This is a genomic window from Kribbella sandramycini (assembly GCF_013131805.1).
Classification (GTDB): domain Bacteria; phylum Actinomycetota; class Actinomycetes; order Propionibacteriales; family Kribbellaceae; genus Kribbella; species Kribbella sandramycini.
Map to the genome: position 1 here is coordinate 527,885 of NZ_JABJRC010000003.1, position 12,480 is coordinate 540,364.

The window sequence follows — 12,480 nt, forward strand, 5'->3', positions numbered from 1 at the left end:
AATCGGGCGGCGACCGGTGTGATCGGTCGCCGCCCGGTGGTCCACCGGCGGAGCCTGCCCCTGAAAGGTTCCGCCGGAAACTTGAGGAGGGGTGGCGGTCCCCGCCCGGACTACCACCCCTTCACCCCTAACGACGGACCAAATCGGCGTCCGGTTGCCTTCGGAGTCAAAGAGTCCACATCGCGGACAACTGACCGGTCAGCCGGACCAGCGGCCGGTGAGGAACGCACTCGCCCAGAGGGCTGCCAGGGGGATCGCGAGGGTCAGGTAGAACCGCCCCGCCCACCGGCTCCGGTGGACGAGGACGGCCAGGCCGATCCAGAGCGGCCACCACAGAAGGGTGGCTCGGGTCAGCGAGTAGATCCAGAACGACGTACAGAAGGCGCCGACGGTCGCGGCGACCCAGGCCGCCTCACCCCAGGAGCGGCGCCAGAGCAGCCAGACGAGCAGGGCGAGGCCGACGAAGAGCGCGACCAGCTCGGCCCGGAACATCCACGTCCAGTCGCTGCGATCACCCGCGAAGTGGCCCCGCGAGGCGGCCTCGAACGTGTGCACGAGCGACGTCCACGGCCAGGTGAACTCGCGCGCCCAGCCCTTCTCCTGGGCCTCCTGCCAGGCGAACCACGAGCCGTGGATCTCCTTCAGGTAGGCCATGAAGCCGAGCACCGGGACAGCCGGGACCAGCAGCCAGGGCGCCGAGGGCCAGTCGCGTTTCTTCGAGGTGAGGAACTCGACGAGCAACGCGAAGATCAGGAAGAGCCCGGAGACCCGGACCGTTGCAGCCAGCGCGACGAAGATCGCGGCCCGGGCCCACCGGCCCTGCCGCGCGGCCAGCCAGGCCGGGAACGCGAACGCGCAGAACAGCGCCTCGGTGTAGCCGGCGGCGAGGAACACCCCGACCGGGGCGGCGTACCAGACCAGGGCGGCGTTCGGCCCGAGGTTCTTGAGCTCGGGGAACTCGTACTGCGCGAGGCGGGCCAGGTAGACCCCGGCGACCAGGCTCGCGACCGCGGAGACGGCGATCCCGGCGGCGACGTACCCGATCCCGGTCCAGTTGACGATGTGGACGAGCAGCGGGAAACCGGGGAAGAACGCCGCCAGCGGCGCCTGCGACGGCTCACCGTTGTCGTACCCGTACTGCGCGAGCGCGTTCAGGTGCCAGACGTCCCACTGCAGCCAGGCCTTGCGGACGTCGGGGTATTCAGCGCCGCGGTTGAACAGCAGCGGCGCCGAGAGCGACACCAGCACGAGCGCGAGCCGGGTCAGGAACCACCACCCGAGCACCTCGCGTGTCATCGCGGCCGGCAACCACCGCCGCAGCCCTGCCCCCTCCACTCGCGCCCGCCGCGCGCGCCCACCCCTGGGCGCGCCCGCAGCGGGCGGCTGCGGCGTGGCTGGACTACTGACCACCACCGCCGCCACCCTCACCCGGCGGTGGGTCCTCCGGGTCGGGGTCGCCGGTCGGGAAGGTGATCGTCGGCCGGCCCGGTGTCTTCGTCGGCGGCGTCTCCGGCGGCTTCGGCGTATTCGTGTTCGGTGGCGGGCTATTGGTGGTCGGCGGCGGCGTATTGGTCGGCGTCGGCGTGTTCGTCGCCGGCGGCGGTGACTTCGGTGTGTCGGTCGGCGGCGGCGGCTTCGGGCTGTCCTCCAGCTCGTCCTCCGGCGGCTCGGTGAACTCCGTTTCGCTGACGCCGTCCAGGGCCGGCTCCATGAAGGCCATCCAGGTCTTCAGCGGCCAGTTGCCGCCGAAGAACGCCGGGTCCTTCGAGTACGGGTCGAGGTCGGACTCACCGATCGTCCCGGCCCGGTAGATCACCGCGGTCGACATCGTCGTGGTGTATCCGGTCCACCACGAGGTCAGCGTGTCGGTGCCGGCCTTGCAGCCGCCACAGGCGGCGTCCGCCTTGCGGTGCTCGAAGCCGACGCCACCGGCCGTCCCGGTCTTACCGGCCGCCGGCTGGTCGAGCTTCTTGGCTCCGTCACCGGTGCCGTCCTCGACGACCTTCGACAGGATGAAGTTGACCCACTGCGCCGTCCGGGGCTCGAAAGCCTGCTTGACCGGGAGCTTCTTGTCCTCCCAGACGACCTTGCCCTTGCGGTCGGTGATGCTCTTGATCGTGTGCAGCTCGACCTGCTTGCCCTCGGCGGCGAAGGTCGCGTAGGCGTTGGCCATGTCGACCGGCGAGGCGTACGGGTCCGGACCGAGGACGGTCGCCGGGTTCTCACGACCCTTCTCGAGGACGGTCGTCTTCGGGATACCGGCCTTCTCGGCGGCGTCCACCAGCTTGGACGGCCCGTTCTCCATCTGCTTGTCGACCAGGTCGTAGAACGCGGTGTTCACCGAGTCCTTGGTGGCGTCGACCAGGTCGACCACGCCGTAGTCGTGGCTGAACTCGTTGTTGAACTCCTGGCCCTGGACCTCGATCGGGCTGTCACCCTGCAGGTTGCGCTCCCACGGGTTCCACTCCTCGTCGATCGCCGCGGCCACCGCGAACGGCTTGAACGTCGACCCCGGCCGGGCCTTGGCGGTGGCCCAGTTGATCTGGTTCTTCAGGAAGTCCGGACCGCCGTACATCGCGACCAGCTGGCCGGTGCCCGGCTTCACCGCGGCCATCCCGACATGCAGGTTGTCGCGCTTCTGCGGCCGCCGCTCGGTGGCCGCGGTGACCATCTTCTGCTGCAGGTCGTAGTCGAAGGTGGAGACGATCTTGTAGCCGCCGCTCTCGATCTCCTGCTCGGAGTAGCCGCGCTTCAGCAGCTCCCGGCGGACCATGTCGAGCAGGAAGCCGGACGTGCCCTTGTACTTGTTGCTCTTGGGCTTCTTGTTCAGCTTCGGCAGCGCCTTGGCGTACTTCGTCTGCTCGGCCTCGGTGATGGTTCCGCTCAGCCGCATCCCGTCCAGCACGTAGCGGTAGCGCTGCAGGATCCGCGGGTGGTTGGCCTTCACATCGATGTCGAACAGCGTCGGGTTGTTCAGCACGGTGGCCAGGAACGCGGCCTCGGGAACGGTCAGCTTGTTCGGGTCCGGCTTGCGGAAGTAGGCCTCGCCGGCCGCCGAGATCCCGTAGGCGCCCTCGCCGAAGTAGATCGTGTTCAGGTAGCCCTCGAGCGTCTTGCTCTTGTCCTGCTGGCGGCTCAGCTTCGTCGCGATGAACAGTTCCTTGAACTTCCGCGACGCCGTCCGCTCCTGGGTCAGGTACATGATCTTCACGTACTGCTGGGTGATCGTCGAACCACCCTGCAACTGCTCGCCGCGGGCGATGTTGAACGCGGCCCGGGCCATGCCCTGCGGCGAGATCCCGGGGTTGGTCCAGAACGTCCGGTCCTCGGCCGCGAGGATGGCGTCCTGTACGCGCTTCGGGATCGCCTTCAGCGGGACCGACGTCCGGTTCTGGTCGTAGAAGGTGCCCATCGGGCGGGTGCCGTTGGCCCATGTCACCGTCGAGGTGTTCGCCTCGAACGCGACGTTGCCGTCCGGGATCCGGGTCTTCTGGTAGATGATGAAGAAGGCCGCGGTGCCGAGAATGATGCCGAGGCAGCCCAGCGCGGTCAGCCAGCCGAGCACGCGAACCGCCCAGTGCCGCTTGTGGCGGCGCGGCGGAGCGGCCTTTCTACGAGCTTCACTCACTGTGCAATCCTCGACGATCTCGCGGAAGTCATTGCCCCACAGACTACGGCGGGTGTGGTAACGGGCCCGAATCCGCTCCGGATGCTAACAAGTCACCGGTTCGCGGGCGAACTCGTGTGATCAGCCGGTCACATGCGGTGCCAGCAGCGTGACCGCGATCAGCGCCGCCGGGAAGCAGGCGAGGAACATCGTGAACGTGTACCCCATGATGTCGCGCGCCTTCAGCCCGAGGATCGCCAGTGTCGGGAGCATCCAGAACGGCTGCAACAGGTTCGCGCTCGCCTCGCCCAGGTCGTAGACGACGACCATCCAGCCGGCGTCCACCTTGAGCTCGTTCGCGGCCTCCAGCACGTACGGCGCCTCGATCACCCACTTGCTGCCGCCGCTGGGGACGAAGATGCCGAGCACACAGGAGTAGATCGCGATCAGCGGCGGGAACAGGAACTGGTTGCTCGCCTGCACCAGCCAACCGGCCAGCCGGGCCGAGATCCCGGTGTAGGCGATCATCCCGAAGATGCCGCCGTACAGCGGGAACTGGAGCAGGACGCCGGCCGCCGCGGGCACGCCGTCGCGGACGGCCCGGACCATCCGCCACGGCCGCCAGTGCAGGAACAGGGCGAGCAGGAAGAGGATCAGGTTCACCGTGTTGAGGTCGAGGGCGCTGAAGAAGCTCTTCCCGTCGAAGTAGCGGATCAGGTAGACGACGCCGAGCGCCACGATGAGCAGGGTGAACAGCGGCGAGTGCTCCAGCCAGTCACCCGGCCGCCGCTGCTCGCTCTGCTCCCGCTGACCGTTGTACGCCGAGCCGCGGCCGATCAGCGGTTTGAGCTCGATCCCGAGGTCGTCCGCCGTCCGCGAGCTGGCGGCGCCCGGTGCGATGAACCAGGCCATCACGACGCCGACGACGTACACCAGGAGCGTCGCGACCAGCGCCTGCCAGGTGAAGATCGTGTCGCTGAGCGGGATCAGCCCGCTGGCGCGGCCGCCGGCCTTGATCACCTCCTGGACCGGGGCCGGGCTGCTGCTCGCGCTGGCGACCTGCAGCGCCGCCGAGCCGGACAGGCCCTGCGCCCAGACCGTGCCGAGGCCGAGGAACGCCATCGCGCCGAGCGCGCGGTAGTCGGCCCTGGGCACGTTCCGGGCCACCTCGCGGGCCAGGATCGCGGCGAAGATCAGGCTGAACGCCCAGTTCAGGTACGACGCGAACATCGCGACCGCGGCCACGAACGCGACCGCGGAGCGCGGGTTCTTCGGGATCCGCGCCAGCCGGGCGATCAGCCGCGCGACCGGGCCGCTGGTGGCGACGGCGTACCCGCCGATGATGATCATCGCCATCTGCAGCGTGAACGTGATCAGGCTCCAGAACCCGATCCCCCAGGCGTCCACCAGGCCGAAGCCCTTGGTGGCGGCCGGGTCGTCGGGGCGTTGCAGCAGCGGCTCACCGGTGAACAGCCCGAACAGCAGCACCACGAAGGTGCCGACCAGGACGAAGCCGAACGCGTCCGGCAGCCACTTCTCGGTGAACGCCGTGAACCGCAGGGCGACGCGAGCCAGCGGCCCCTCACCCTCGACCTCGTGTCTCGCGTGTTTGCCGTGGTCGGTCATGACCCTCCGCTCCGGGACCGACGCAGTGCGTCACCCGATTAACGCATCTGGGCGGCTGACGTAACAGCTTCTCCCGGCGCGTCATTTGTTCGGGGTGACAAAGGGCGACTTTGTCATGAGTTGTCCACAGCTCGGAGCTCTGCTTATGGTGGCGACGCGATGTATCGAACCGATACATCAGGTTCTGACAAACTGGACCGAGGGAGGTGGTGGGTGATGGGAAACCGCAGTGGCGTCCTGGAGCTCGCCGTACTCGGTCTGCTGCACGAAGCGCCGATGCACGGCTACGAGCTCCGCAAACGCGTCAACGCCCAGTTCGGGTGGGGTCGCGTGCTCTCGTTCGGGTCGCTCTACCCGTGTCTGAAGGCGATGCTCCGCAACGGCCTGATCACCGCCGACTCCGGTACGCCGGAGTCCGGGCGCAGGCCGAAGATCGTCTACACGATCACGGCCGACGGGAAGGACCACTTCGCGCACGCGATGCACGACGCGGGTCCGTCGGCCTGGGAGGACGACACGTTCGGCGTCCGGTTCTCGTTCTTCGGCCGGACCGATCCGGCCACCCGGTTGCGCATCCTCGAGGGCCGGCGCGCCCGGATGGAGGAGCGGCTGGCCAACTTCCGGGCGGCGATGAGCCGGACCGCGGAGCGGATGGACGCCTACACCCTCGAGCTGCAACGGCACGGCCTGGAGTCGGCCGAGCGCGAGGTCCGCTGGCTGAACGAGCTGATCGACGGCGAGCGCAGCCGGCACGCCTCCCCCCACCCCCCACCGCCTGACCAAGGAGATACCAGATGAGCTCGATCCGGGTAGCGATCGTCGGCGTCGGCAACTGCGCCAGCTCGCTCGTCCAGGGCGTGCACTACTACCGTGACGCGAAGCCCGAGGAGCGCGTCCCCGGTCTGATGCACGTCCAGTTCGGTGACTACCACGTCCGCGACGTGGAGTTCGTGGCCGCGTTCGACGTCGACGGCAAGAAGGTCGGCCTGGACCTGGCGGACGCCATCGGCGCCAGCGAGAACAACACGATCAAGATCTGCGACGTGCCGCCGACCGGCGTCACGGTTCAGCGCGGTCACACCCTGGACGGTCTCGGCAAGTACTACCGCGAGACCATCACCGAGTCCGACGCGGCCCCGGTCGACGTCGTCCAGGCGCTGAAGGACGCCGCGGTCGACGTCCTGGTCTGCTACCTGCCGGTCGGCTCCGAGCAGGCGGCCAAGTTCTACGCGCAGGCCGCGATCGACGCGAAGGTCGCCTTCGTGAACGCGCTGCCGGTCTTCATCGCGGGGACCAAGGAGTGGGCGGACAAGTTCACCGCGGCCGGCGTCCCGATCGTCGGCGACGACATCAAGTCGCAGATCGGCGCCACCATCACGCACCGCGTGCTGGCCAAGCTGTTCGAGGACCGCGGCGTCACCGTGGACCGCACTTACCAGCTGAACGTCGGCGGCAACATGGACTTCAAGAACATGCTCGAGCGGGACCGCCTGGAGTCGAAGAAGATCAGCAAGACCCAGTCCGTCACGTCGCAGCTGGTCGAGGACATCGAGCCGCGGAACGTGCACATCGGCCCGTCCGACTACGTCGCCTGGCTGGACGACCGCAAGTGGGCCTTCATCCGGCTCGAGGGCCGCAACTTCGGCGACGTCCCGCTGTCGCTGGAGTACAAGCTCGAGGTCTGGGACTCGCCGAACTCGGCCGGCATCATCATCGACGCGATCCGCGCGGTGAAGATCGCCAAGGACCGCGGCATCGGCGGGCCGATCCTGTCCGCGTCGTCGTACTTCATGAAGTCGCCGCCGGAGCAGTACGCCGACGACGTCTGCCGCGAGCTGGTGGAGAAGTTCATCCGCGGTGAGGTCGAGCGCTAGGTTTCAGGTATGCGGCTCCACGTGGGATGTGCTCAGTGGACACATCCCGCGTGGCCGCAACCACCGCGCGCGAAACTCGCGTCGTACGCGTCCTGGGTGAACGCGGTGGAGAGCAACACGACCTTCTACGGCATCCCGGCCCGCTCGTCGGTGGAGAGCTGGGCCGCGCAGACCCCGCCGGACTTCCGCTTCGTGGTGAAACTGCCGCAGATCATCACCCACGAACGCCGGCTGAACGACATCGCGGCGCCGTTCCACGCCTTCGCCGCGGCGGTCGAGCCGCTCGGGCTGCGCAACCACGCGATGTGGGTGCAGCTGCCGGCGTCGTTCGCGCCCGCTGATCTGGGCATTCTGGACGCGTTTCTGCGGGGCGCGCCGCGTGAACATCGGTACGCCGTCGAAGTCCGCCATCGGGCCTTCTTCGACGACCCGCGCGCCGCGGCCGCGCTGGAGCAATTGCTGTTGCGCGCGGGGGCCGAATGGGTGCCGTTCGACACCCTGACGCTCTTCGGACAGCCGGCGACCAGTCTGGCCGAGCGCGATGCCTGGATGAAGAAGCCGCGCGTCGGTCGGCGGACGGTCGCGCTCACCGGCGCCCCGATCGTCCGTTATATCGGTCGCGACTCGGTGCCGGAGACGGTGGCCGGCTGGGAGTATCTGGTCGAGCTCGTCGTCGGCTGGCTGGGCGAGGGACGCTCGCCGACGATCTTCCTGCACACGCCGGACAACGTCGAGGCGCTCAACCTCGCCCGCCGCTTCCACGCCGCGGTTCGCGAGCTGGTGCCCACGCTGGGCACGCTGCCCGAGCCGGTCTCGGTGGAGCCGCCGACCCTGTTCTGACGGAGTTATCCACAACTTCGAAATCGCCGGTCGCCGATGGGGTCGATCTCCGTATGTTCCCCGGCATGGAACCTCTCGAAGAGCGCAAGGCCCGCGCCGAATGGCTGATCACTGAGCTTCGCCGACTCGCTACCGCCGCCGAAGACCCAACCCAGCAGACCAACCTGCACCGCTCCGCCGATTCCCTCATCCGGCTGGCCACGGCGTACCGCCCATGACCCCCACCTCGCTGGAGGAGCTCCTGCTCTGCAGCGGCGCCGCTGCCCTCCAGCTCTCCGGCGCCGCCCAATCCGCCTGGAACGGCCAGGTCGTCGACGCCCGGGACGGCGTCCTCGGCCTGGCCCACTGGGACGGCACCCTCCACCTCGACCGCGAGACCATCCTCGACCCGCTCCGCGAGATGTACGCCCTGGCCGGCAAACACCACCCACCCACCCTCCTCGCCCACTACCGCGAAGCCCTCGCCACCCTCCTCCACGAGCACTCCCACTTCCTCGGCCCACCCGGCGCCACCCAAGAAGCCGCCCGCATCGCCTTCACCCGCCCCGGCAGCCGCCAACTCGAAGAAGGTATCGCCGAAGCCTGGTCCCAGGACCATCTGACCGCCTACCTCACTTCACTAGGCATCCACAAAGTTGCCCCCGGCATCGAAAACCTGCGCACGGTCGGCTACTACCCGGCCTACGTCACCGCCGCCCGCCTGCTCACCACCGACCTCGACACCCGCAACAACCTCACCCCCGGCACCACCCTCCACACCCTCAACAACCAAACCGCCGAACACCAACTCCCCGCCCTCGTCACCCTCTACTACCTCTCCACCCCCCTCCCCACCCTCGAACCCACCGGCGCCCCGACCCGAGAACACCTCGAGTCCCTCCTCCGCACCACCCTCCCCGCCCTGGACGCCCAAACCCTCCTCCCCCACCCCCAAGCCACCACCCAAGCCCGCCAACTAACCCACTCCCTCCTAACCCGCCTACACACCGACCTAACCCGAGCCACCACCTTCTACAAAGCCTTCGCCGGCCTCCCCACCCCAAACCCCAACCACCCCACCACCCCAACCTCCGCAGGCACCCGGTCCCGCAAACTCACTCACCCAGCCCCACAACTCCAACGAGGTAGCTAAGCGGACTCTCAGCCCGACTCCGAAGCCCAACCAAGTCCGCGCACGACACCAGCTCGCGCACCGCCGCCAAACCACGACGCCCACGTCGAGCAACTCCTCGCGATCAGCAGCCGGCGACGGCGTCCACCCGTATCGCCCAACCCGAAGAACTGCAGTCGCCGCCCACCACTCCCGCCGGACACAACGGATGCCGAGTCGGCAGGCCACCGCAGCTGGAACGACGACGTCGTCCGGAGGGATCTCAATGGGTCTCTTACTGGCACGATCAGCTCATGCCATCTGAACTTGAAGGCGCCGAACAGCAACTGAGTATCTTCGAAGGCTTCCTCGTTGCGCTCGACCGTCGCGACGAACTGCTCGCCATCGTGGCTCGTTCCTCCAGGTCTTGTACGCGCTCGCGTCGTCGAGCAGCTCGTCAGGTCCCACCCAGCACGTGATCTTGTTGGGGCCTCGCTACACGTGGGCGTCGGCCTGCGGGATGAGGTGAACCGCCTGCCTGGAGCCGGGCGCTCGTCGTCGAGCCGCGCGTGCGGAACGCTCCCATCCGCCCGGGCGCCTTAAGGACAGGAGGTGGTGGTTGGTGTGTCGTGGTTGGCCGCCTGGGTGGTGCCTGGGTTGGTGCTGAGAGGGCCGCACCTCCTGTCGTTGGTGTTGCGCGGGAGGTGGGGGTGGGCTGAGGGCGTGAGAGGTTGGGGGGACGGCGAGTTTGGAGGGTTTTGTGGAGTTGGTGGCGGAGAGTGCGGGGTTGGCGGCCGGGTTGGTGGGGTTGCGGCGGGAGTTGCATCGGGATCCTGAGGTGGGGTTGGTGTTGCCGCGGACTCAGGAGCGGGTGCTGGAGGCGATTGCGGGGTTGCCGTTGGAGGTGAGTCGGGGGCGGGAGGTTTCGTCGGTGGTGGGGGTGCTGCGGGGTGGGCGGCCGGGACCGACGGTGTTGTTGCGGGGAGATATGGACGCGTTGCCGGTGGTCGAGGAGACCGGGCTGGAGTATGCGTCGGAGAACGGGAACATGCATGCGTGCGGGCACGACCTGCATACGGCTGGGCTGGTGGGGGCGGCGCAGTTGTTGTCGGCGCATCGGGAGGAGTTGCGGGGGAACGTGGTGTTCATGTTCCAGCCCGGTGAGGAGGGGCTGGGCGGCGCGGGGTACATGTTGCGCGAGGGTTTGTTGCAGGCGAGTGGGGAGACGCCGATCGCGGCGTACGCCGTGCATGTGTGGGGTCTGGCGCCGAAGGGGCTGTTCCAGACGCGGCCGGGGACGATGATGGCCGGCTCGAATCAGCTGCATGTGACCGTCCACGGGCGCGGCGGGCATGGGTCGACGCCGCATACGACGGCGGATCCGGTGCCGGTGGTGGCGGAGCTGGTGGGTGCGCTGCAGACGTACGTGACGCGGCGGGTGAACGTGTTCGACCCGGTCGTGATCACGGTGACGCAGCTCAAGGCCGGGATCGCGATCAACGTCATCCCGAACGAGGCAACCCTCGGTGCGACTGTTCGGACGCTGTCGAACGAAACGTTCGAGCAGCTGTCGCGTGAGCTACCAGCGCTGGCGGAGTCGATCGCCGCGGCGCACGGCTGTACGGTCGACGCCCGGCTCGATCTCCAGTACCCAGTCACGATCAACGACCGCGAGCGGACGCCGGAGACGCTCGCGAAGCTCACTGAGCTGTTCGGCCCCGAGCAGGTCGAGTTGCTGGACAACCCGCTGATGGGTGCCGAGGACTTCTCGATGGTCCTGCAGGAGGTGCCGGGCTCGTTCGTCATGCTGGGCGCCCGGCCGGACGACGTGCCCGCGGCCGACGCGCCGTCGAACCACTCAAGCGTGGTCCGGTTCGACGACGACGTGCTGCCGCTGCAGGCGGCCGCCTTGGCCCACCTGGCAATGAGTCACCTGTAAGAGGCCTGCGGCCGGCCGACGCCAGATGTCGGCCGGCCGCAGGAGCCCTCAGGAGGTGGCGAGCTTGAGCGTGTAGATGCCGCGGCTGCCGTAGGTGGAGTAGCCGGTGTTGAGCGGGCTGCCGTAGCCGACGTTGTCGACGCGCAGGTAGTAGGTGCCTGCGGCGAGGTTGGCGGTGACGGCGGCGTTCAGGCCGGTCGGGGTCGCGGCGTCGGTCTGGCCCGCGGCCGGGTCGTTGGACGCGACGACCGTCCCGGCGCTGTTCAGCAAATCGAGCTTGATGTCGAGGTTCCCACCCGAGGGTCCGGCGTTCGCAGTCGCCGTGTAGTTGCCGGCGGCACCTACTGTGACCTTGTAGACGTCGGTGTCGGTCTCGGTGGCGATGTAGCCGGTCACCGGCGTACCGACGGTCAGCGCCGCGGCGGCCGCGGTCGTGTCACCGGCTTCGTCGGCGCGCAGAGCGAGGCCGTGGCTGCTGATCACCGCGTAGTCGTCCTCGGTGTTGTTGGCCTCGGCGTACTCGCCCTTGCTCCACTGGCTGATCCCGCGGTAGTACCCGACGCCCATGATCGGCGCCCACGCGCCGTGGCCCTGGTAGTACCCGACGGACGGCGTCCCGTCGTGGTTCAGACCGACGTTGTGACCGGCCTCGTGAGACGCGGCCTCGGCCAGGTTCTTCGCGCCGGTTCCGACACCGCGGGTGAAGACCAGCGCCGGCTGGTAGTAGTCGTGCTGACCGCTGTTGTCGTAGACACCGATGTAGGCGACACCGCCGCAACCACAGCCGGACTGATACCAGGTGTCCGGATCGATCAGCACCCGCGTTCCGTACTGCTGGTCAGCCGTCCCGGAGCGGTCGATCGCGGACTGCGGGGGCGCCTGCGTGGTCACGTCGACGTCGAAGGCGGCGTAGTCCTCCGCAACCCGCGCCCACACATCGCGTACGACGTCCTGCTCGGCCGTGCTGTAGTTCGCCGGGTCGCCGTCGGTGTCGTACGGCGACACGTTGACCGGGTCGACGCTCTTGGCGGCGTTCCAGGCCGTACCGGTGATGGTGTGCCCGTCGAAGTCCAGGTAGATCACCTTGTTCGAGCCGGGCTTGCTGTGCAGCTCGAACGCCGGGCCGGTCGCGCCGGCGACCGCCTCGGTGGCCCAGCGCGGTGAGGCCTCCTCGGCCTGCTGCGCCTTGGTCAGCTGCGGCTCGCGAAAGAACAGGCGACTGCCGGCGTCGAGCCAGGCGGTCTTGTCGGTCGCGAGTACACGCTGTAGCTGGTCGGCGGCCATTCCGTTGCGCTGAGCGACCTCAGCGAGGCGATCCTGCACTTTGCTCAGTGCAGTGACACCAGGAGTGGGCTGACCGAGCAGCTGGTCGAGCGGCGATTGTTGCGCGTCGGCACGGGCTCCGGCCGAGATGGCCAGCCCTCCGAACACAACGGCACCGGTGCAAGCGAGTGCACCAGTGCGGCGGATTGTCTTCCTCATCCGGTTCCTTCCAGGGGTTGGG

General features: G+C 68.4%; 10 protein-coding genes. 6 read left to right on the forward strand and 4 right to left on the reverse strand.

Going from position 1 to position 12,480, the window contains the following annotated elements; genetic code table 11:
- Window positions 1-198 precede the first annotated feature (198 nt).
- From HPO96_RS16035 to HPO96_RS16045, 3 genes are all read right to left on the reverse strand, one after another.
- Window positions 199-1,296: a mannosyltransferase family protein gene (locus HPO96_RS16035; protein ID WP_171674240.1), complete on the reverse strand. Its 1,098-nt coding sequence runs from the start codon at window positions 1,294-1,296 to the stop codon at window positions 199-201.
- Window positions 1,297-1,399: 103 nt separating this feature from the next.
- Entirely contained in the window at window positions 1,400-3,628 is a 2,229-nt protein-coding gene (locus HPO96_RS16040) for a transglycosylase domain-containing protein (RefSeq protein WP_171674241.1), read from the reverse strand.
- 120 nt (window positions 3,629-3,748) lie between these two features.
- Entirely contained in the window at window positions 3,749-5,233 is a 1,485-nt protein-coding gene (locus tag HPO96_RS16045) for a short-chain fatty acid transporter (protein WP_171674242.1), read from the reverse strand.
- A gap of 216 nt (window positions 5,234-5,449) precedes the next feature.
- On the opposite strand from HPO96_RS16045, the gene HPO96_RS16050 reads away from it, so the two are divergent.
- The 6 genes from HPO96_RS16050 to HPO96_RS16075 all read left to right on the forward strand — a co-directional run bounded on the left by HPO96_RS16050 (window position 5,450) and on the right by HPO96_RS16075 (window position 10,976).
- Window positions 5,450-6,031 carry a PadR family transcriptional regulator gene (locus tag HPO96_RS16050; RefSeq protein WP_171674243.1) on the forward strand — a complete coding sequence of 194 codons (582 nt, stop codon included), beginning with the start codon at window positions 5,450-5,452 and terminating at the stop codon, window positions 6,029-6,031.
- A complete protein-coding gene (locus HPO96_RS16055) occupies window positions 6,028-7,107 on the forward strand; it encodes an inositol-3-phosphate synthase (RefSeq protein ID WP_171674244.1) in 1,080 nt (359 codons plus the stop codon). Before HPO96_RS16050 ends, HPO96_RS16055 begins: the two co-directional genes overlap by 4 nt.
- A gap of 9 nt (window positions 7,108-7,116) precedes the next feature.
- A complete protein-coding gene (locus HPO96_RS16060) occupies window positions 7,117-7,947 on the forward strand; it encodes a DUF72 domain-containing protein (RefSeq protein ID WP_171674245.1) in 831 nt (276 codons plus the stop codon).
- 65 nt (window positions 7,948-8,012) lie between these two features.
- Entirely contained in the window at window positions 8,013-8,165 is a 153-nt protein-coding gene (locus HPO96_RS16065) for a hypothetical protein (protein WP_171674246.1), read from the forward strand.
- Window positions 8,162-9,079, forward strand: a complete 918-nt coding sequence (locus HPO96_RS16070) for a hypothetical protein (RefSeq protein WP_171674247.1) — start codon at window positions 8,162-8,164, stop codon at window positions 9,077-9,079. Before HPO96_RS16065 ends, HPO96_RS16070 begins: the two co-directional genes overlap by 4 nt.
- A 718-nt stretch (window positions 9,080-9,797) precedes the next feature.
- Window positions 9,798-10,976, forward strand: a complete 1,179-nt coding sequence (locus HPO96_RS16075; RefSeq protein WP_171674248.1) for an amidohydrolase — start codon at window positions 9,798-9,800, stop codon at window positions 10,974-10,976.
- 48 nt (window positions 10,977-11,024) lie between these two features.
- Here the strand turns inward: HPO96_RS16075 and HPO96_RS16080 are convergent, their stop codons facing one another.
- Window positions 11,025-12,407 carry a pre-peptidase C-terminal domain-containing protein gene (locus tag HPO96_RS16080; protein ID WP_337796657.1) on the reverse strand — a complete coding sequence of 461 codons (1,383 nt, stop codon included), beginning with the start codon at window positions 12,405-12,407 and terminating at the stop codon, window positions 11,025-11,027.
- Window positions 12,408-12,480: the final 73 nt, after the last annotated feature.